The sequence below is a fragment of the Bradyrhizobium sp. T-1 genome (genome assembly GCF_053592855.1).
Map to the genome: position 1 here is coordinate 1,338,937 of NZ_CM132115.1, position 18,285 is coordinate 1,357,221.

Here is an 18,285-nt window from a genome sequence, read left to right on the forward strand (position 1 = left end):
TATGAAGATCGCCGTTGCCAAGGAAATTGATCCGTCTGAACCGCGGGTCGCGGCTTCGCCCGATACGGTGAAGAAGTTTAAGGCGTTGGGCGCCGAGATCGCCGTCGAGCCGGGCGCAGGCATCAAGTCGGGCCTCCCGGATTCCGAATTCACCGCTGTGGGGGCCACTGTCAGCGCCGATGCGCTGAAGGACGCCGACATCATCATCAAGGTGAAGCGTCCCGAGGCCTCCGAGCTTGCGCAATACAAGCGCGGTGCGCTCGTCATCGCCATCATGGATCCCTATGGCAACGAAGCCGCGCTGAAGGCGATGGCCGATGCCGGCGTTTCCGCCTTCGCCATGGAATTGATGCCGCGCATCACGCGCGCACAGGTGATGGACGTGCTGTCCTCGCAGGCCAACCTCGCCGGCTACCGTGCCGTGATCGAGGGGGCCGAGGCCTTCGGCCGCGCCTTTCCGATGATGATGACCGCCGCCGGCACCGTGCCCGCTGCAAAGGTGTTCGTGATGGGTGTCGGCGTCGCCGGCCTGCAGGCGATTGCGACTGCGCGCCGCCTCGGCGCCGTCGTCACCGCGACCGACGTGCGGCCCGCGACGAAGGAGCAGGTGGAATCGCTTGGTGCGAAATTCCTCGCCGTCGAGGACGAGGAGTTCAAGAACGCACAGACCGCCGGCGGCTACGCCAAGGAAATGTCGAAAGAGTATCAGGCCAAGCAGGCCGCGCTCACCGCCGAGCACATCAAGAAGCAGGACATCGTCATCACCACCGCGCTGATTCCGGGTCGGCCCGCGCCGAAGCTCGTCTCCGGCGAGATGGTCAAGTCGATGAAGCCGGGGTCGGTGCTGGTCGATCTTGCCGTCGAGCGCGGCGGCAATGTCGAGGGCGCCAAGGCCGGCGAGGTCGTCGATCTCGATGGCATCAAGATCGTCGGTTACACCAACGTCGCCGGCCGCGTCGCGGCCTCGGCGTCCAGCCTCTACGCACGCAATCTGTTCTCCTTCATCGAGACCATGGTCGACAAGAAAGAGAAGAAGCTTGCCGTCGACTGGGACGACGAGCTCGTCAAGGCCACCGCACTGACCAAGGACGGCGCCGTGATCCACCCGAACTTCCAGCCGAAGGTTTAAGGAGAGCCGTCATGGAGCATGCTGCACAGGTCGTCGACCCCTTCATCTTCCGGCTGTCGATTTTCGTTCTCGCCGTCTTCGTCGGCTATTTCGTGGTGTGGTCGGTGACCCCGGCACTGCACACGCCGCTGATGAGCGTCACCAACGCGATCTCCTCGGTGATCGTGGTCGGCGCGCTGCTTGCCGGCGGCGTTGCCAACGTCTCGAGCGGTTCGGGCTGGGCGCGTGCCTTTGGCTTCGTCGCGCTGATTTTTGCCTGCATCAACATTTTCGGCGGCTTCCTTGTCACCCAGCGCATGCTGGCGATGTACAAGAAGAAGTCGAAGTAAGCGGCCACCTCGGGCTGATGGGATCAATGGGGACCTGAGATGAGCGCTAATCTCTCTGCATTCTTGTATCTCGTGGCGGGGGTGCTGTTCATCCTGTCGCTGCGCGGACTTTCGAGCCCGGCGTCGTCGCGCCAGGGCAATCTGTTCGGCATGATCGGTATGGCGATTGCGGTCGCCACCACGCTGGCCAATCATCCGCCAGCCGACGGTCTCGCCTGGGTGCTGGTGATTGTCGGCATCGCCATCGGTGGTGCGATCGGTGCGGTAATCGCGCGCCGCGTGCCGATGACCTCGATGCCGGAACTGGTCGCTGCCTTCCACTCGCTGGTCGGTATGGCCGCGGTGCTGGTCGCCGCCGGCGCGTTCTACGCGCCCGAGGCGTTCGACATCGGCACTCCCGGCAACATTCATGCGCAGAGCCTGGTCGAAATGTCGCTCGGCGTCGCCATCGGCGCGCTGACCTTCACCGGCTCGGTGATCGCGTTCCTGAAGCTGTCCGCGCGGATGAGCGGTGCACCGATCATCCTGCCGTTCCGTCACATCATCAACATCGGTCTCGCGATCGCGCTCGTCGTTTTCATCGTCGGGCTGGTGATGTCGGGCAGTGCCTTCGACTTCTGGATGATCGTCATCCTGGCGCTGGCGCTCGGCGTGCTCATGATCATCCCGATCGGCGGCGCCGACATGCCGGTCGTGATCTCGATGCTGAACTCCTACTCGGGTTGGGCCGCGGCAGGCATTGGCTTCACGCTCGGCAATTCCGCGCTGATCATCACCGGCGCACTGGTCGGCTCGTCGGGCGCGATCCTGTCCTACATCATGTGCCACGCGATGAACCGCTCCTTCATCTCGGTCATCCTCGGCGGCTTCGGCGGCGAGACCGCGGCGGCCGGCGGCGGAGCCGGCGGCGAGCAGAAGCCCGCCAAGCTCGGCTCGGCGGATGACGCGGCCTTCATCATGAAGAACGCCTCGAAGGTCATCATCGTGCCCGGCTACGGCATGGCGGTGGCGCAGGCCCAGCATGCGCTGCGCGAAATGGGCGACATCCTGAAGAAGGAAGGCGTCGAGGTGAAGTACGCGATTCACCCGGTTGCGGGCCGCATGCCCGGCCACATGAACGTGCTGCTGGCCGAGGCCAACGTGCCCTACGACGAGGTGTTCGAGCTTGAGGACATCAACTCCGAATTCGCGCAGGCCGACATCGCCTTCGTGATCGGCGCCAATGACGTCACCAACCCGGCGGCCGAAGAGGACAAGACCTCGCCAATCTACGGCATGCCGGTCCTCCAGGTCTGGAAGGCCGGCACGGTGATGTTCATCAAGCGGTCGCTGGCGTCTGGCTATGCCGGTATCGACAACCCGCTGTTCTACCGCGACAACACCATGATGCTGCTCGGCGACGCCAAGAAGGTCACCGAGAATATCGTCAAGGCGATGTAACGCGAGGGGACGCGGACCGTGGCCCTGAACAGGGAGTGGCACCGGTCCCATCGCATGCCGACGAAGGCGACGCGCGAGCAGCGTGTCGCCTGGCACGCGGCCCATGCCGCGGCGGGCGGCTGCCGCGAGATCCCTCTGAGTATCCGCGCCGACGTCCTCGAACTGCTCGAGAGCCGCGCCAAGCCCTGAACTCCGGAATGAGGGGGCCGCGATGACGTTGCTCAAATGGATCGCCATCATCCTCGCAGCCGGCTATTGCGCCGGCCTCGTCCTGCTGTTCGCGAAACAGCGCACCATGCTGTTTCCGATCCCGACCACCGAGCGCACCACACCTGCCGCCGCTGGATTTCCGGACGCGGAGGAACACATCCTGACCACGTCCGACGGCGAGAAGGTCATCGTCTGGCACATGCCGCCAAAGCCCGGCCATGCCGTGGTCCTGTTCTTCCACGGCAACGGCGATTTTCTCGCCGGCCTCGCCGGGCGCTTCAAGGCGATCACCGCCGACGGCACCGGTCTGGTCGCGCTGTCCTATCGCGGCTATGCGGGATCCAGCGGGGCGCCGAGCGAAGACGGCCTGCTGCGCGACGGGGCGGCGGCGTATTCGTTCGCGACGGCGCGCTATGACGCGCAGCGCATCGTCGCCTGGGGATTCTCGCTCGGGACCGGTGTTGCCGTTGCGATCGCGTCCGAACATCCCATCCGAAGGCTGATCCTCGAGGCGCCCTATACGTCGATCGCCGACGTCGCGGCCGCGCAATTCCGCTTCGTCCCGGTCCGCCTCTTGATCCGGGATCCGCTTCACTCCGACCAGCGCATCGCACGCGTCACGGTGCCGCTGCTGATCGTCCATGGTGCGCAGGATCAGACCATCCCGATCGCCTTCGGCGAGAAGCTGTTCGCACTGGCGCAAGAACCAAAGCAGTTCGTTAGGATCCCTGCGGGCGGGCATGACGATCTCGGCAATTTCGGCATCGTCGAGATCGCGCGGGGTTTCATCAACGGTTCCTGAGGGCTGGCGGGCGCGATCTTCTCGCGCATAATCGGTCCGTCTAACGAAGGAATCGCCTGCATGAGTGCGCACGGACCGATGCCGCGGTCGTCCTGGATCTTTCCCGCCCTGGCGGTGCTGCTGTTCCTGATTGTCACCGTGACGGGCTACGGTTTCACCCTGTCGGCCGGCGGCGGTGTGTTCGCGGTCGTGCTGCTGGTGATTTTGTTCGGAACCGTGTTCGCGGCCGTGCATCATTCCGAGGTGATCGCGGAGCGGATCGGCGAGCCGTTCGGCACGCTGCTGCTCACGCTTGCGGTGACCATCATCGAGGTCGCGCTGATCACCACGATCATGCTGGGCGACAAGCCCGCGCCGACGCTCGCCCGCGACACCGTTTTCGCGGTGGTGATGATCGTCTGCAACGGCCTCGTCGGCCTTTGCGTCTTCATCGGCGGACTTCGCTACCGTGAGCAGGGTTTTCAGGTCTCCGGCGCCAACGTCTATCTCAGCGTGCTGATTGCACTCGCGACGCTCACGCTGATCATGCCCAACTACACGCTGACCACGCCGGGCCCGATCTATTCGACGCTCCAGCTCGGCTTCGTCGACCTCGTGACCATCGTGCTCTATGGCGTGTTCCTCTACACCCAGATCGTCCTGCACAAGGACTACTTCGTTCACGAGCGAACGGACGGCGAGGGCGGGGAGACGCATTTGTCAGGCAAGATGCTGGCCCTGAGCATCGCGCTGCTCCTGATCTCGCTTCTGGCCGTCGTCCTTCTCGCCAAGAAATTCTCCCTGGTGGTGGACGCCGTCGCCGACAGGATCGGCGCCCCGCCGGCGTTCGCCGGCCTCCTGGTCGCGCTGCTGATCCTGATGCCGGAAGGCGTCTCCGCGGTCACCGCGGCCCGTAAGAACGATCTCCAGAAGAGCATCAATTTGGCGCTCGGGTCTTCCCTGGCCACCATCGGCCTCACCATTCCGGCGGTCGGGCTCGCCACCTACGTCATCGAGCAGCCGCTGGTGCTGGGCCTCAATCCCCAGAACACGGCCCTGCTGTTCCTGACATTCTTGCTGAGCATGCTGACCTTCGGCACGGGCAGGACCAACGTCCTGTTCGGCCTGGTCCATATGGTGGTATTTGCCGTCTACGTGTTCATGGTGTTCGTGCCCTGAACCGATTCTCCAGGAGAATTCCGATGCTTGCCGCCAAGTCCGAGGTTCAGGTCGACAATGACGAGGTCCGGGTGACCGAATGGCAGCTTGCGCCGGGCAGCGCGACCGGGCATCACACCCACGGAATGGATTACGTGATCGTTCCCGTCGTCGCTGGCGAAATGACCATCGTGGCGCCCGATGGCGGGCGTTCCAAGGCACAGCTCGCGGCCGGAAAATCCTACTTCCGCAAAGCCGGCGTCCAACACGACGTACTTAACGAAACCTCAACCGAGATCGTGTTCCTTGAGATTGAGCTGAAGCCGTAAGGCACGCGTAAACTTTGCCATCGATCCGTCGCAGTTGATCCCTTACAATGCCCCAAAGTTCCCGCATCAGAACGCGCGGGGAGTGGCCGAGAAATGCTGAAATACCTCGCTAAAATCTCGATGGATATTTTCCCCTCGGTGCTCGCGACGATCATCGGGGCTTACATCGTTAACCACTACATCAACGCCAGGCCGGCGGCGGATACCCCCGCCGCGGTGGTGACGCCTGCCGATGCCGGCAAGAACGGCAAGCCCGCCGACGTGGCCAACCTCCCGGCCCCCGGCGTCAAGGCCAAGGGCGTCCCCGAGAAGAGCATTTCCGAGAAGGCCGCGTCGGACAAGCCGGCTGCCGAGACGAAGCCTGCCGAGACCAAGGCCGCGGACGTCGCTCCCGGCGAGGCATCGCGCGGCCGTACTTCGGCGCATGAGAAGGCGGCCGCGAAGTCCTCCTCGGTCGCGTCCACTCCGGCTGCGCCCGCCGCGGCGCCGGTGGTTGAGGCCAGTTCAGCGCCGGCTGCGGCTTCCCCAGCCGCGACTCCCGACGCCAACGATCTGGCGCGAGCCGCCATCGAGCGCCTGCGCAAGTCGCCTGAGGGCAAAGCCGCTGAGAAGGCAGCCGAGGCCAAATCGACCGAGGTCAAGCCTGCCGAGGCCAAAGCGGCCGAGAGGACGCCGGACCAGCCGGCGGTTCAGGAAGCCTCCCGTGTTCCGGAGGCTCCCCGTGTCGTGACTGCGGTGCCGTCGACGGTGCGCCCGTTGCCGCCGCCGATCAATGTGTCGACGCCGTCGCCCGAGGCCTACGGCAATGGTGGCCCGTCGCAGGCGAATCCCCCCTATACGGCCTCGATCGGCAATGACAATCCGAATCGGCTGACGCCGCCCGCCGACATTCCGGTGCCGGTGATCGCGCCGCCGCTCGATCTGCGCGCCGACGCTGGTGCGGCCGCGCCGCGACCCAAGACCAATGTCGCCGACGACATGCTGTCGGGCATGAAGTCGATGTTCCACGCGGTTCTGCCGAAGGGCGCCACCCCCGATTAACCAGGATGGCGCCTGCGCTGTCCGATAACTTTCAGCCGCCGACGCGGGCCAAGCCGCTGCGGGCGGCGTCATCGCGTGGGCGCAATGCGACGGCCTTGTTGTAGGACGCAGCCGCCTTGGTCTTGTCGCCGAGCCGCTCATAGACCTGCCCGCGCGTCGTCCAGACCTGGGCGTTGTGCGGATCGGCCTCGGACGCCTCATCGAGGTCGGCTGCTGCCTCCTTGACCTTGCCGATGGCGAGATAGCTGACAGCGCGGCCGAGCAGTGGCTCGGCCTTCTGCGGATTGAGTCCGCTCGCAGCACCGAAATCGGCAATCGCGAAGTCGTGCTCGTTGTTGCCCTGGTAGAGAAGGGCGCGGCCGTAGAGAGCCTGTGCGTTGTAGGGATCGAGCGCGACGGCGCGGTTGAACTCGTCCAGCGCTGCCTGCGTCTCGCCCGACTTGGCGAGTGCCTGGGCCTTTGCGGTGTGGGTCTGGGCCTCGGCGACGTTGGCGGCACTCACGGCGCTATCCGGGGCGGCCGCCGCCTTGGGCGTTTCCTGCGGCTTGTCCTTTTCCGGTGTCAGCGAGCCCAGATCGAAGGAGCATCCGCACAGCGCGATCCCCACCAAGGTCAGCGCGAGCGGTTGGCGCCAGATCTGGCGTAGCCGCGCCAAGCCGGGCTCAGGGATAGGGGAGGCCATCTACGGTTCGCTCGCGCTAGAGCATGATCCGGAAAACTGTGCAGCGGTTTTCCCTCGCGACAAACGCGGAATGCGTTTGCGCGGAGACCATGCTCAAACAACAAAGCTAAGGCGCGATGATGAATCTCAGTCTCATCGCGCTTTAGCGCCGCATCGGTAGTGCCCCGTCCCAGAAAGGCACCGCTCACAAAATAATAACGCGGGCCAGGAGCCCGCGTTATTGAAAACTCAGTCTTGAAATATCGGCAAGATCAGCGCGGTCCGCGCGGACCTGCACCGGGGCCGCCACGGCCACCGCGCTCGCCGCCGGGGCCAGCACCGAACACCGGCTTCGGCTTCATCGGCAGCAGGCCTTCGCGCTGCAGCTTCTTGCGGGCCAGCTTGCGCGCGCGGCGCACGGCTTCGGCCTTTTCGCGGGCCTTCTTCTCGGAGGGCTTCTCGTAGTGACCGCGGAGCTTCATCTCGCGGAAAATGCCCTCGCGCTGCATCTTCTTCTTCAGCGCCTTGAGGGCTTGGTCGACATTGTTATCGCGAACGAGAACCTGCACGCGGCATCCTCTTCAGTGGATCGGATTTGAATTCTGGTAAGTCAAAGGGGATGGCAAAAAGCGCAAGCCCTTAACCTTGAGGGCGCGGATGTATCAGACAAAACCCTGGATGTCCACCTGCCAAGCGGGATTTCGGGCCAAGTTCAGCCACTAAATGCGGCGAAAATGCCCCCTTGCGGCCCTGATTTGGGAGAATCGGCGCTAAGAAGGGCCGTAGCGGACATTGTTCCGGAATCTTTGAAATCAGGGGAGATGCCACATGGACATGAAGAAATATGCTGCCGAGGCCATCGGCACGTTTTGGCTCACATTCGCAGGCTGCGGCAGCGCGGTGATTGCAGCCGGCTTTCCGCAAGTCGGCATCGGCCTGGTCGGCGTGTCCCTGGCCTTCGGGTTGAGCGTCGTCACCATGGCCTATGCGATCGGCCATATCTCGGGCTGCCATCTCAATCCGGCCGTCACGGTCGGCCTTGCCGCCGGCGGGCGGTTTCCGGCCGGCCAGATCCTGCCTTATGTCATCGCGCAGGTCTGTGGTGCGATCGTCGCCGCCGAGCTGCTTTATGTGATCGCCAGCGGTGCGCCGGGATTCGACGTCACCAAGGGCTTTGCCTCCAACGGCTATGACGCGCATTCGCCCGGCCAGTACAGCATGATCGCCTGCTTCGTCACCGAGGTGGTGATGACGATGATGTTCCTGTTCGTCATCATGGGCGCGACCCACGGCCGCGCGCCCGCGGGTTTCGCGCCGCTCGCGATCGGGCTTGCGCTGGTGATGATCCATCTCGTCAGCATCCCCGTCACCAACACGTCGGTGAACCCGGCGCGCAGCACGGGGCCTGCGCTGTTCGTCGGTGGTTGGGCGCTGTCGCAGCTCTGGCTGTTCTGGGTTGCGCCGCTGATCGGCGGCGCACTGGGCGGGGTGATCTATCGCTGGCTCAGCGAGGAGCCCGCAGGCGTCGTCGTGGGCGCGAAGACGGCGTGATGATGCACAGGGATCGCAGCTTTGCTGCGGTCCCCTCACTTGCTCTTTGACGGCCGGACTTCGGTGACGTGGCCCATCTTGCGGCCGGGGCGCGGCGCGCCCTTCCCGTAGATGTGGACGGTCGCGCCGGGCACGCTCAGCCAGCTCTCGTAATCGTTGATCTCGTCGCCGATCAGGTTGGTCATGGTGACGACCTCGCCGTGACGCACCGGCTTGCCGAGCGGCCAGCCGGCAATGGCGCGGATGTGCTGCTCGAACTGAGAGACCGACGCGCCGTCGAGCGTCCAATGTCCGGAATTGTGCACGCGCGGAGCGATCTCGTTGACCAGCACCTTCGATCCGCCGCCGTTCGCGAGCACGAACATCTCCACGGCCAGTACGCCGACATAGTCAAGCGCGGTCGCGATCTTGCCGGCGATGCTGCGCGCCTCTTCGGCGAGCCCATCCGGGATCGGCGCGGGCGCGCGGGAGATCTTCAGAATGTGGTCGCGATGCTCGTTCTCGGTGACGTCGAAGCATTCGACCTGGCCCGATGCAGCACGCGCCGCGATCACGGAGATCTCGCGCTCGTACGGGATGAAGGCTTCCAGGATCGCCGATTTGGTGGCGAGGCTGGTCCAGACCTTCGCGATGTCGTCGCCCTCGCGGATGATGGCCTGGCCCTTGCCGTCATAGCCGAACCGGCGGGTCTTCAGCACGGCGGGGAGGCCGATCTTGACGATCGCCTCGCGCAGCGATGCGACTGACGTCACGTCCGCATAGGCTGCGGTGCCGATGCCGAGCCGGGTGACGAAATCCTTCTCGGCGAGCCGGTCCTGAGTGGTCTCGAGGATCTTGCGGTTGGGCAGCACCGGGCGGCGCGCGTCCAGCACCATGGCGGCTGCCGCCGGAACGTTCTCGAATTCGTAGGTGATGACGTCGACGTCGTGGGCGAACAGCTCGAGCGCCTCGACGTCGGCATATTCGGCGCAGGTCGCGTTCAGCACGACGTCGAAGGCCGGCGAATCCGGATCGGGCGAGAACACCTGGCAGCGCAGGCCGAGCCGTGCCGCAGCCATGGCCAGCATCCGTCCGAGTTGTCCGCCGCCGAGGATTCCGATGGTGTCGCCGGGCTTCAGCTTCACCTGCTTTGCGTCAGTCACGCCTTGTCCTCCGGGCGCTCGGCAACGGCCTCAGTCTGCGCCTTGCGCCAGGCGGCCAGGCGGTCGGACAGGGCCTGATCGGACAGCGCCAGCACGGACGCCGCGAGCAGCGCCGCGTTGATCGCGCCGGCTTTGCCGATCGCAAGGGTGCCGACCGGAATGCCGGCGGGCATCTGGACGATCGAATAGAGCGAATCGATACCCTTGAGTGTCCGGGACTCGACCGGCACGCCGAATACCGGCAGTTCCGTCAGCGCCGCGGCCATGCCGGGCAGATGCGCAGCGCCGCCGGCGCCGGCGATAATGACCTTGAAGCCGGCCGACTTGGCGCCCTTGGCGAAGGCAAACAACCGGTCGGGGGTGCGGTGGGCCGAAACGATGCGGGTGTCGGAGGCGACGCCGAGGGCTGCAAGCGTGTCGGCAGCGTGCCGCATCGTCTCCCAGTCCGACTGGCTTCCCATGATGATGGCGATCGGCGCGGTCATGACGTCAATTGTGCTCGGAAAACAGAAAGATAGGCCAGATTAACGGTTCCGGCCGGCGGCTCGCAAGGCGGTGGCAAGGAGAAGGGAATGCACTATCCTGTCTTGGTGAATCCCCGCAAGCCTTCATTGAGCAGGATGCCCATGAAGAAACCAAAAAGGGCGACCGCCGCGAAGGCCAAAAAGGGCCGAAAAACCAGCGGAAGCCGAACGAAAACCGCACCCAAGCGGCTCGCGGCTGTGGCGGGGCGCCGTGCGTTCGCCGGCGCGGCCAAAGCCACGAACAAGGACACCAGCAAGGCGATCATCCGTGGCCTGCGGACCAAGCTGACGCAGGCGCTGCGGCGCGTCGCCGAGCTCGAGGCCGCGGCCGACACCGATTTCCTGCTGGACATTCCGAACCGGCGCGGCTTCGAGCGCGAGCTTCACCGCGCCATCGCCTACATGAAGCGCTACCGCGCCAGCGGCGCACTGATCGTGCTCGACGTCGACCGGCTGAAGCCGATCAACGATTCCTTCGGCCACGCCGCCGGAGACGAGGTGTTGAAGTCGATCGCCGCGACCCTGGCGCGGCAGATCCGCGCCTCGGACGTGGTCGGCCGTCTCGGCGGCGACGAGTTTGCTCTGCTGTTGTGGAATCTCAGCGAGACCGATGCGAAGGCGAAGGCAGCTGCCTTCGAGCAGGCGATCGACGATTTGTCGTTCACCTTTCGCGGCCAGCACGTGACCGCGGGCGCCTCCGCCGGTGTTGCACCGCTCGGCGCGCAATCCGATTCCGCCCGCGCACTGGAGGAGGCCGATGCCGCCATGTATGTGCGCAAGGCACAAAGGCGGCACGAGCCGCGGATCAGGCTCGTGAGCAGCTGACTCTATAGCGTGGCCAGATCTTCCGGCACGTTGCCGAATTTGCGCAGCAGCGTGGCGTCGCCGAATTCGCCGGTCATGGGATCCCCACTGCGGCTGAATGCGACCGCGCCGATATGGCCGGCTCCGTGCGCCAGCGCCTCGGCGCGCCGCAGCGCGGCTGTCGAGCTCTGGCATTCCTCCGCGGCGCCCGCGACGGGCGATCCGTCGGCATCGATCAGGAAGGGCATTGCAACGTAGTAGGTCACATCTGACATGGCGTTGCTCCGGTGATCAAAACTATGCGGCGCTGCCCTTGCCTCGCGTCCAGCTGCGCGAGGTCTCGGGAATGCAGCCGGCCGAAATCGCTGCCTGCAGCTCTTCCAGCTCGGCCTCCAGATATTCGTTGGCCATGATCAGCGCCTTGATGGTGCTGCGCAGATTGCCGTCGCACATCGCGATCGCCTGATCGCAGGCTTGTTCGTAATAGCTGTTGTCCAAAAGGGCAGTTGCCGACATCTGCATTGTCCTCGCGGGGGGTGCTTGGGGCGTTTCTCGGGGCGTTTCTCGGGGCGTTCCTTGGGGGCCTTCCTCGGGCGATTTCTGGGCCGTTGGAGCGATCAAATGTTCCTATTTTGTTCTTATTGAGTCAAGCGGATTCAAGCGCGGCAGACCGCGACCGCTGTGGATCAGGCGATAATGTCGGGCGTGATCTGGTCTTCGATGAAGGCGATACGGTCGCGCAACAACAGCTTGCGCTTCTTCAACCGCTGCAACCGCAACAGGTCGGGGGCGGGCGATTGATGCAGTGCATCGATCGCCGCATCGAGATCTCGGTGTTCCTGCTGCAACCGGGTGAGCTCGGCTTCGAGCTCACGCTCGTCTTCATGGGTCATGTCTGCGGTGGCCGAAAACCGATAGGCTTGAGATTAAGGCTGTGGATGCCCTGTGGAAATTATCGTCCTTGCGCGGCGTGACCGCAAGCGATCTACGGCCTTCGCTCACCGCTCTCTCGCAAGATATTGCAACGATTCGCAGCAGTGTCGCGCAAGCACATTGATATCATGGATTTTTCGCCGCGTGGTTCCTTACTCACGGTTCGTTACATATGAATTTTCAAAAATGACGGTGCGACGACGGATACCCATCGACAGAACGAATCGGTGATGTACACTTCCTCGTCCGGATCGAATCCAAGGTTCACCCCTACCGAGGAGGTTTCGAATGACAATTCAGGCACATCTGGTTGAATTGGAACGGAAGCACAAAACTCTCGAAAACGAATTGCACGAAGCTCTCGTGCACCTTTCAACAGACGACCTGCAAATTGTTGAGTTGAAGCGCCGCAAATTGATGGTCAAGGACCAGATCGAGCGTCTGAAGCAAACCGGCGACACGCTTCACTAGTAACCCCCGTAACAGCGTAGAGTTTGATCATATCCTTTCAGGCAGGGATGAGAGCCTTTGCACTCATCCCTGGCTGTAGGGTGCGCGCTGCGCGATGATGGTCGCGCTTGCGTCGGTCTTGCTCGAACGCCGCCTGAAAACACTCCCTAGATTTCCGCGAGCTCCGCGACGTGGTCGGCGATCGCAAGCGACGATGTCAGTCCCGGCGATTCGATGCCGAACAGATTGACCAGTCCTGCGACGCCATGGTCGCGCGGACCCTGCATCAGAAAATCCTGCGTGGCCACGGCCGGCGGCACGATCTTCGGGCGGATGCCCGAATAGCTCGGCATCAGCGCGCCGTCGGGCAGCGCCGGCCAGTATTTGCGGATTGCCGGATAGAAGCGCTCGGCGCGTGACGGATCGACTTCATAGTCGATGGTCTCGATCCATTCGACGTCGGGGCCGAAGCGCGCCTGTCCTGCCATGTCCAGCGTCAAATGGACGCCGAGCCCGCCGGGCTCAGGCACGGGATAGATCAGGCGCGAGAACGGGGCGCGCGCATTGCAGCTGAAATAATTACCCTTGGCGAGATAGGCCGGTGGAATCCGGTCGACCGGCATGCCGTCGATGTGACGCGCTACGGTCGTGGCCGAAAGCCCCGCAGCGTTGACGAGCAGACCGCATTGCAGTGTCATCGGCGCTTCGCCGCCGGTTTCGATCTCGATCATTCCGGCGTCGGCCTTGGCGCGGATCAGCGGCGTGTGAAACGCAAAGGCGGCGCCGGCGTCCTCGGCCTCGCCGCGCAGCGAGAGCATGTAGGCATGGCTGTCGATGATGCCGGTCGACGGCGACAGCAGCGCGGCGTCGCAGGCCAGCGCCGGCTCCAGCGCACGCGCGGCCTCGCCCGAGAGCAGCTGCATGTCGAGCACACCATTGGCCTCGGCATGCGCCTTGATCGATTGCAGCTTCTCGGTTTCCTTCGCATTGGTCGCGACGATCAGCTTGCCGCAGTTCTTGTGCGGGATGCCGCGCTCGCCGCAATAGCGATACAGCGCTTGCTTGCCGCCGACGCACATCCGCGCCATCCAGCTTCCGGCGCGGTAATAGATCCCGGCGTGGATCACTTCGCTGTTGCGCGAGGAGGTGACGGTGCCGATGGCCTCGGCCTGCTCCAGCACGATCACCTCGCGCCCGGCCTGCGCGAGCCTCCTTGCCACCGCGAGCCCGACGACGCCGGCTCCGATGACGACGCAGTCGACCTTATCCATGATTGTGCAGAAGTCCCGCTGAAGGTGCCGGGGGCGCCGGTTTGCTTGGGAAACGTGCCGCGCGACCATTTTCCGTTAAGGAAGCATTTATCATGTCAGGGCAATTGCCGTAATTCACGTCACATTTTTCTGTTGGGCGTACAGGCGTTTACCCGATCCAAACCCGTGAAGCCAGACAATCCGCAGTTGAAATCGCGGGTGGCTGATGGCTGAGAAGAACTGGCACGAAGGCAGCATGCTTCCGATTGCTGTGCAGGCCGTCGTGTGCCTAGCCAGCGCGGTCGCGCCTTCGCGTGCCTATGCGAACAGCCTCTTTCCGCCGAGTCATCTTGGCGATGTCGACCCCAATCTGGCCTGGGAAGCCCTGATCGGGGGCGTTGTCATCTGCGCGTTTCTGGTCGCCATCGCGCTGTGGATCCATTCTGCGCTGCGCCGGAGCAAGCGTTCGCAATTGCGGCGCAACGCCTTCGTCTCCTCCGCCATGAACAATCTCAACCAGGGCGTGGTGATGACGGATGCGCAGCGCCGCATCATCTTCTGCAACGACCGCTATCTCGAGATCTACGGCCTGACGCGGTCGGACCTGCGGGCCGGCATGAACGGTCACGAACTCCTCGAGCTCCGACGCAAGCGCGGGGTGCTGGGCGCCTCCGACGATGAATTTTTCGACAAGGCGTCGAGCTCCAATGGCCTGATCACGGAACTGCCGGACGGACGGGCTATCCTCGTGAAATATTTCGTGCTGCCGAACGGCGGCTCGGTGGCGACGCATCTGGACGTCAGCGAACAGCGCAGGCTGTCGCGACAGCTCGCTTCCACCAAGCAATTCCTGGAATCGGTGCTGGACCACGTGCCGGCCTGCGTGGCCGCCAAGAACATCGAGGACGGCTGCTATATCTTCGCGAACAGCGCTTATGAGCGGTTCTGGGGATTGTCGCGGGACTTTGCCGTCGGCAGGAACGCGCGGGAGCTGTTTGGACCCGGCTCGGCGGCCAGCATCGAGGCGGCCGACCGGGCAGCGCTCGATTCGCCGGACGGCCAGTACCGCAATGAGTTCGAGGTCGATCGTGCCGGCGCGCGGCGCATGGTCGCCTCGATCCGCATCGTGGTTCGCAACGAGAGCAACAAGCCAGAATTTCTGCTGGTGGTGTTCGAGGACATCACCGATCGGCAGTCGCTGTCGCAGGAGCTGGAGAGCACCAAGAAATTCCTCGAGCTCGTGGTCGACAACATCCCGGTGGCGCTGATCGTGGAGCAGGTCAAGGATGGCCGCTATCTGCTCGCCAACCGCAGCGCCGAGACGATCCTCAATCGCAGGCGCGAGGAAGCCACCGGCCTGACCGCCTCCGACATCTTCAATGCCAAGGAAGCCAAGCTGATCATCGCGCGCGACGAAGCCGCGATCAAGAAACGCGGGATGATCACCGAGGAGCATCCGATCTCCACCAAGGACGGCCTGCGCCTGTTCCTGACCCGCCGTGCCACGGTGCTCAACGACGCCGGCGAGCCGCAATATCTGATCAAGACCCACGAAGACGTCACCAACCGCCGGCAGACCGAGTCGCGCATGGCGCACATGGCCTACCATGACGGCCTCACCGACCTGCCGAACCGTGCCGCCTTCCTTCAGGCGCTCAACCAGATGATCGAGGCTTGCGAGGGGACCGACGAGGAATTCGCGGTCCTTTGCGTCGATCTCGACGGCCTCAAGGAAGTCAACGACGTGTTCGGCCATGCGCTGGGCGACAAGCTGTTGGTCGAGGTGGCCCAGCGGCTCCAGGACACCGCACGCGGCGGCCTGGTGGCGCGTCTTTCCGGCGACGAATTCGGCCTGATCATCGACGGCAAGCAGCCCGACGTGGGCCTCGCGCTGGCCCAGCAGCTTGGCGAGGCGCTGGCCCCGGAATTCCACATCGATGGCCGCGCTGTCCGTGCCGGCATCACCACGGGCATGTCGATCTTCCCGCACAACGGCCCCGACGGCGCCGCGCTGCTCGCCAATGCCGGTGCGGCTCTGTTCCGCGCCAAGCAAAAATCGCGCGGCACGATCAGCCTCTACCAGCCTGAGATGGACCAGCAGATCCGCGACCGCCGCGTGCTGCACCAGGACCTGTCGAAGGCAATCAAGAACGGCGAGCTGTCGCTTGCCTTCCAGCCGCAGGGGATCGCGCGCAACAGCGTCGCCGAGAGCGAGATCATCGGCTTCGAGGCCCTGGCACGCTGGCAGCACCCGGTGCGCGGCCAGGTCTCGCCGGCCGAATTCATCCCGATCGCGGAAGAAAGCGGCCTGATCGTCGAGATGGGCGAATGGATCCTGCGGGAGGCCTGCCGCGAGGCGGCGTCGTGGCCGAAGCCGCTCCAGGTCGCGGTCAATCTGTCGCCGGCGCAGTTCATGCACGGCGACGTGGTCGGGCTCGTCCATTCGATCCTGATCGAGACCGGGCTGGCGCCCGGCCGGCTCGAGCTCGAAATCACCGAGGGCGTGCTGATCGAGGATTTTGATCGCGGCCTGGCGTTGCTGCGCCGGCTGAAGGCGCTGGGCGTCCGCATCTCGATGGACGATTTCGGCAGCGGCTATTCCTCGCTGAGCTATCTGCAGGCATTCCCGTTCGACAAGATCAAGATCGACCGCGCCTTCATCATCAATCTCGGCCGCAACCCGCAATCGGCGGCGATCGTCCGCGCCGTGATCGACCTCGGTCACGGCCTCGAAATGTCGATCATCGCCGAGGGCGTCGAGACGATCGACCAGCTCGCCTTCCTCGCCAGGGAAGGCTGTGACGGCGTGCAGGGCTATCTGCTCGGCAAGCCGCTTCCGATCGGGCAATATGCCGGCCTCGTCGGCCGCGTCGAGGCCTTGGAGCTTGCGCTCAAGACCGGCTAAAGCGTCGTCAAGCGAAGTAGCGGCCGGTTCACGTCAAGAAAACGCGTCGAAATAGCAATCAAGGGCCCCGTTCCGATTTCATCGGAACGGAAATGGTTCTAGTGATGGAGCGCTTCGCTCCCATTCGACGGTCTCATGGCGCACTACGATCTCGCGATCATCGGCGGCGGCCTGAACGGCGTCAGTCTCGCCCGCGATGCCGCCGGCCGCGGGCTGCGGGTGATCCTGATAGAGCAGGGCGATCTGGCCGCTGCCGCCTCGTCGGCGACGCCACGATTGATCCATGGCGACTTGGCGGTGCTGGAGCGGCGCGGCTTCCGGCGGGTGCGCCGGGCGCTGGCCGAACGCCGGACCTGGCTCAGAATCGCGCCGCATCTGGTGCGGCCGATGCGCTTCGTGATCCCCGCCCATTCCGACGAGCGTCCGCCATGGTTGTTGCGTGCGGGCCTGTATGTTTACGACGCTCTCACGAACCGCGGCGGCCTCTCGGGATCGACGACCCTCGACATCACGCATCATCCGGTCGGCAACGCGCTGAAGCGTCCGTTCGGTATCGCCTTTGAATACGCCGATTGCGTCGTCGACGATTCGCGCCTGGCGGTGCTCACGGCGCTGGATGCCGCCGAGCGCGGCGCCGCGATCCGCACTGGCGCGCGTTGCGTGCGCGCCGACAGAACCGACATCTGGCGACTCGCTCTGGTCGATCGCGGCCATCGCCGAGTGATCACGGCGAATGCGCTCGCCAATGCCACCGGCGGCTGGACGTCGATGGTTGCGGAGACCGTGCTGCGGCAGCCGCAGCCGCCGATGGTGGCGATGCAGATGAGCCAGATCGTCGTGCCGAGGCTGTTTGAATCCGACAACGTCTATGTGTTCCAGAACAATGACGGTCGGCTGATTTTTGCCAGCCCGTTCGAGCGGGATTTCACGCTGGTTGGCACGGTCACGCGCGACTTCATCGGCGATCCCGCGATCGTCGCGATGCCGGGGGCCGACGTCAGCTATCTCTGCGGCGCCGCGAGCCGCTATTTCCGCGAGCGCGTTGCTCCGACCGACGTGGTGCGCACGGTTTCCGGCGTCAATCTGACGCTCGCGTCCGCGTGGCGGCGCGACGGGACGACGTTGTTTCATGCGCGCCGGCGCAAAGCGCCGCTGCTCACCATGTTCGGCGGCGACGTCACGACCTCGCGCTTTCGCGCCGAGCGGGCAGTGACGCGGCTGACGCCGTTCTATCCGATGTCGCGACCTTGGACTGCCGGCGCAGCATTGCCGGGAGGAGATTTCGCCTGGGATCGTTTCGAGACCGAAGTCGATCTCGCCTGCCATCGTTGGCGCTTTCTCTCTGAACCGCAGGCCCGGCGCCTGGTTGCGGCCTACGGCACGCGATTGCCGGCCGTGCTGGGCGAGGCGAAGACGCGGGACGAGCTCGGCCCGGGCTTTGGTCCCGAGCTGACCGGCGCCGAGGTGCGTTATCTCATGACCCGCGAATGGGCGCGCTTCCCCGAGGACATCCTGTGGCGGCGTTCCAAGCTCGGCCTGACCATGCCCGCGGGGGACCGCGACGCACTGGCTGTGTTCATGGCGGATCCGCCTCGAACCGGTTGAGCAAAGGACGATCCGCCGCTAGCGTGCGGCGGCATCGGGGTTG

21 protein-coding genes are annotated in these 18,285 nt (G+C 64.5%); 13 read left to right on the forward strand and 8 right to left on the reverse strand.

Going from position 1 to position 18,285, the window contains the following annotated elements:
• Nucleotide 1 precedes the first annotated feature (1 nt).
• From ACWAT4_RS06410 to ACWAT4_RS06445, 8 genes are all read left to right on the forward strand, one after another.
• Nucleotides 2–1,129: a Re/Si-specific NAD(P)(+) transhydrogenase subunit alpha gene (locus ACWAT4_RS06410; protein ID WP_212425942.1), complete on the forward strand. Its 1,128-nt coding sequence runs from the start codon at nucleotides 2–4 to the stop codon at nucleotides 1,127–1,129.
• Between the two features lie 11 nt (nucleotides 1,130–1,140).
• Entirely contained in the window at nucleotides 1,141–1,458 is a 318-nt protein-coding gene (locus ACWAT4_RS06415) for a proton-translocating transhydrogenase family protein (RefSeq protein WP_014492434.1), read from the forward strand.
• 39 nt (nucleotides 1,459–1,497) lie between these two features.
• A complete protein-coding gene (locus tag ACWAT4_RS06420) occupies nucleotides 1,498–2,898 on the forward strand; it encodes an NAD(P)(+) transhydrogenase (Re/Si-specific) subunit beta (protein ID WP_212298216.1) in 1,401 nt (466 codons plus the stop codon).
• A gap of 18 nt (nucleotides 2,899–2,916) precedes the next feature.
• Nucleotides 2,917–3,087 (forward strand): hypothetical protein, encoded by a 171-nt coding sequence (locus ACWAT4_RS06425; RefSeq protein WP_212425944.1) that lies wholly within the window; start codon nucleotides 2,917–2,919, stop codon nucleotides 3,085–3,087.
• A 22-nt stretch (nucleotides 3,088–3,109) separates the two neighbouring features.
• The gene (locus tag ACWAT4_RS06430; protein ID WP_212425945.1) at nucleotides 3,110–3,910 is read left to right on the forward strand and encodes an alpha/beta hydrolase; all 801 of its coding nucleotides are present in this window, start codon (nucleotides 3,110–3,112) and stop codon (nucleotides 3,908–3,910) included.
• A gap of 60 nt (nucleotides 3,911–3,970) precedes the next feature.
• Nucleotides 3,971–5,068, forward strand: a complete 1,098-nt coding sequence (locus tag ACWAT4_RS06435) for a calcium:cation antiporter (protein WP_212298214.1) — start codon at nucleotides 3,971–3,973, stop codon at nucleotides 5,066–5,068.
• Nucleotides 5,069–5,091: 23 nt separating this feature from the next.
• Nucleotides 5,092–5,376, forward strand: coding sequence for a cupin domain-containing protein (locus ACWAT4_RS06440; RefSeq protein ID WP_212298213.1), 285 nt, complete (start codon nucleotides 5,092–5,094; stop codon nucleotides 5,374–5,376).
• A gap of 93 nt (nucleotides 5,377–5,469) precedes the next feature.
• Nucleotides 5,470–6,417, forward strand: a complete 948-nt coding sequence (locus ACWAT4_RS06445) for a hypothetical protein (protein WP_449730071.1) — start codon at nucleotides 5,470–5,472, stop codon at nucleotides 6,415–6,417.
• 31 nt (nucleotides 6,418–6,448) lie between these two features.
• On the opposite strand, the gene ACWAT4_RS06450 is transcribed toward ACWAT4_RS06445, so the two are convergent.
• On the reverse strand, nucleotides 6,449–7,099 hold the full coding sequence (locus ACWAT4_RS06450) for a tetratricopeptide repeat protein (protein ID WP_212298211.1): 651 nt from the start codon (nucleotides 7,097–7,099) through the stop codon (nucleotides 6,449–6,451).
• 251 nt (nucleotides 7,100–7,350) lie between these two features.
• Nucleotides 7,351–7,647, reverse strand: coding sequence for a 30S ribosomal protein S21 (gene rpsU, locus ACWAT4_RS06455; protein ID WP_027545547.1), 297 nt, complete (start codon nucleotides 7,645–7,647; stop codon nucleotides 7,351–7,353).
• 259 nt (nucleotides 7,648–7,906) lie between these two features.
• Between rpsU and aqpZ the strand changes: the two genes are divergently transcribed.
• Nucleotides 7,907–8,629: an aquaporin Z gene (aqpZ, locus tag ACWAT4_RS06460; RefSeq protein ID WP_212298210.1), complete on the forward strand. Its 723-nt coding sequence runs from the start codon at nucleotides 7,907–7,909 to the stop codon at nucleotides 8,627–8,629.
• 35 nt (nucleotides 8,630–8,664) lie between these two features.
• Here the strand turns inward: aqpZ and ACWAT4_RS06465 are convergent, their stop codons facing one another.
• Together ACWAT4_RS06465 and purE are read right to left on the reverse strand one after the other, a co-directional pair.
• Entirely contained in the window at nucleotides 8,665–9,771 is a 1,107-nt protein-coding gene (locus tag ACWAT4_RS06465) for a 5-(carboxyamino)imidazole ribonucleotide synthase (protein ID WP_212425948.1), read from the reverse strand.
• Nucleotides 9,768–10,256 carry a 5-(carboxyamino)imidazole ribonucleotide mutase gene (purE, locus tag ACWAT4_RS06470; RefSeq protein ID WP_212298208.1) on the reverse strand — a complete coding sequence of 163 codons (489 nt, stop codon included), beginning with the start codon at nucleotides 10,254–10,256 and terminating at the stop codon, nucleotides 9,768–9,770. Before purE ends, ACWAT4_RS06465 begins: the two co-directional genes overlap by 4 nt.
• 141 nt (nucleotides 10,257–10,397) lie before the next feature.
• On the opposite strand from purE, the gene ACWAT4_RS06475 reads away from it, so the two are divergent.
• A complete protein-coding gene (locus tag ACWAT4_RS06475) occupies nucleotides 10,398–11,120 on the forward strand; it encodes a GGDEF domain-containing protein (protein ID WP_449730072.1) in 723 nt (240 codons plus the stop codon).
• Between the two features lie 2 nt (nucleotides 11,121–11,122).
• Here the strand turns inward: ACWAT4_RS06475 and ACWAT4_RS06480 are convergent, their stop codons facing one another.
• The 3 genes from ACWAT4_RS06480 to ACWAT4_RS06490 all read right to left on the reverse strand — a co-directional run bounded on the left by ACWAT4_RS06480 (nucleotide 11,123) and on the right by ACWAT4_RS06490 (nucleotide 11,992).
• Nucleotides 11,123–11,374, reverse strand: coding sequence for a hypothetical protein (locus ACWAT4_RS06480; RefSeq protein ID WP_148753968.1), 252 nt, complete (start codon nucleotides 11,372–11,374; stop codon nucleotides 11,123–11,125).
• 22 nt (nucleotides 11,375–11,396) lie between these two features.
• Nucleotides 11,397–11,615 (reverse strand): hypothetical protein, encoded by a 219-nt coding sequence (locus ACWAT4_RS06485; RefSeq protein WP_212425950.1) that lies wholly within the window; start codon nucleotides 11,613–11,615, stop codon nucleotides 11,397–11,399.
• Between the two features lie 170 nt (nucleotides 11,616–11,785).
• Entirely contained in the window at nucleotides 11,786–11,992 is a 207-nt protein-coding gene (locus ACWAT4_RS06490; protein WP_018641547.1) for a YdcH family protein, read from the reverse strand.
• Nucleotides 11,993–12,320: 328 nt separating this feature from the next.
• Here ACWAT4_RS06490 and ACWAT4_RS06495 point away from each other — a divergent pair, with 328 nt between their 5' ends.
• The gene (locus tag ACWAT4_RS06495) at nucleotides 12,321–12,503 is read left to right on the forward strand and encodes a YdcH family protein (RefSeq protein ID WP_057757317.1); all 183 of its coding nucleotides are present in this window, start codon (nucleotides 12,321–12,323) and stop codon (nucleotides 12,501–12,503) included.
• A gap of 146 nt (nucleotides 12,504–12,649) precedes the next feature.
• Here the strand turns inward: ACWAT4_RS06495 and ACWAT4_RS06500 are convergent, their stop codons facing one another.
• Nucleotides 12,650–13,753 (reverse strand): NAD(P)/FAD-dependent oxidoreductase, encoded by a 1,104-nt coding sequence (locus ACWAT4_RS06500; protein WP_212425951.1) that lies wholly within the window; start codon nucleotides 13,751–13,753, stop codon nucleotides 12,650–12,652.
• A gap of 205 nt (nucleotides 13,754–13,958) precedes the next feature.
• Between ACWAT4_RS06500 and ACWAT4_RS06505 the strand changes: the two genes are divergently transcribed.
• Nucleotides 13,959–16,637 (forward strand): sensor domain-containing protein, encoded by a 2,679-nt coding sequence (locus tag ACWAT4_RS06505; protein ID WP_212446958.1) that lies wholly within the window; start codon nucleotides 13,959–13,961, stop codon nucleotides 16,635–16,637.
• A 135-nt stretch (nucleotides 16,638–16,772) separates the two neighbouring features.
• Nucleotides 16,773–18,242: a glycerol-3-phosphate dehydrogenase gene (locus ACWAT4_RS06510; RefSeq protein ID WP_449730073.1), complete on the forward strand. Its 1,470-nt coding sequence runs from the start codon at nucleotides 16,773–16,775 to the stop codon at nucleotides 18,240–18,242.
• The last annotated feature ends 43 nt before the right edge of the window (nucleotides 18,243–18,285 follow it).

What these genes read in the sequence shown, in the direction of transcription:
- ACWAT4_RS06490 (WP_018641547.1), bottom strand. Translation starts at nt 11,992, where the DNA reads ATGACCCATGAAGACGAGCGTGAGCTCGAAGCCGAGCTCACCCGGTTG.
- ACWAT4_RS06450 (WP_212298211.1), bottom strand. Translation starts at nt 7,099, where the DNA reads ATGGCCTCCCCTATCCCTGAGCCCGGCTTGGCGCGGCTACGCCAGATC.
- ACWAT4_RS06410 (WP_212425942.1), top strand. Translation starts at nt 2, where the DNA reads ATGAAGATCGCCGTTGCCAAGGAAATTGATCCGTCTGAACCGCGGGTC.
- ACWAT4_RS06510 (WP_449730073.1), top strand. Translation starts at nt 16,773, where the DNA reads ATGGCGCACTACGATCTCGCGATCATCGGCGGCGGCCTGAACGGCGTC.
- ACWAT4_RS06435 (WP_212298214.1), top strand. Translation starts at nt 3,971, where the DNA reads ATGAGTGCGCACGGACCGATGCCGCGGTCGTCCTGGATCTTTCCCGCC.
- ACWAT4_RS06415 (WP_014492434.1), top strand. Translation starts at nt 1,141, where the DNA reads ATGGAGCATGCTGCACAGGTCGTCGACCCCTTCATCTTCCGGCTGTCG.
- ACWAT4_RS06445 (WP_449730071.1), top strand. Translation starts at nt 5,470, where the DNA reads ATGCTGAAATACCTCGCTAAAATCTCGATGGATATTTTCCCCTCGGTG.
- ACWAT4_RS06480 (WP_148753968.1), bottom strand. Translation starts at nt 11,374, where the DNA reads ATGTCAGATGTGACCTACTACGTTGCAATGCCCTTCCTGATCGATGCC.
- ACWAT4_RS06485 (WP_212425950.1), bottom strand. Translation starts at nt 11,615, where the DNA reads ATGTCGGCAACTGCCCTTTTGGACAACAGCTATTACGAACAAGCCTGC.
- ACWAT4_RS06475 (WP_449730072.1), top strand. Translation starts at nt 10,398, where the DNA reads ATGAAGAAACCAAAAAGGGCGACCGCCGCGAAGGCCAAAAAGGGCCGA.
- purE (WP_212298208.1), bottom strand. Translation starts at nt 10,256, where the DNA reads ATGACCGCGCCGATCGCCATCATCATGGGAAGCCAGTCGGACTGGGAG.
- ACWAT4_RS06500 (WP_212425951.1), bottom strand. Translation starts at nt 13,753, where the DNA reads ATGGATAAGGTCGACTGCGTCGTCATCGGAGCCGGCGTCGTCGGGCTC.
- ACWAT4_RS06495 (WP_057757317.1), top strand. Translation starts at nt 12,321, where the DNA reads ATGACAATTCAGGCACATCTGGTTGAATTGGAACGGAAGCACAAAACT.
- aqpZ (WP_212298210.1), top strand. Translation starts at nt 7,907, where the DNA reads ATGGACATGAAGAAATATGCTGCCGAGGCCATCGGCACGTTTTGGCTC.
- ACWAT4_RS06420 (WP_212298216.1), top strand. Translation starts at nt 1,498, where the DNA reads ATGAGCGCTAATCTCTCTGCATTCTTGTATCTCGTGGCGGGGGTGCTG.
- ACWAT4_RS06505 (WP_212446958.1), top strand. Translation starts at nt 13,959, where the DNA reads ATGGCTGAGAAGAACTGGCACGAAGGCAGCATGCTTCCGATTGCTGTG.
- ACWAT4_RS06440 (WP_212298213.1), top strand. Translation starts at nt 5,092, where the DNA reads ATGCTTGCCGCCAAGTCCGAGGTTCAGGTCGACAATGACGAGGTCCGG.
- ACWAT4_RS06430 (WP_212425945.1), top strand. Translation starts at nt 3,110, where the DNA reads ATGACGTTGCTCAAATGGATCGCCATCATCCTCGCAGCCGGCTATTGC.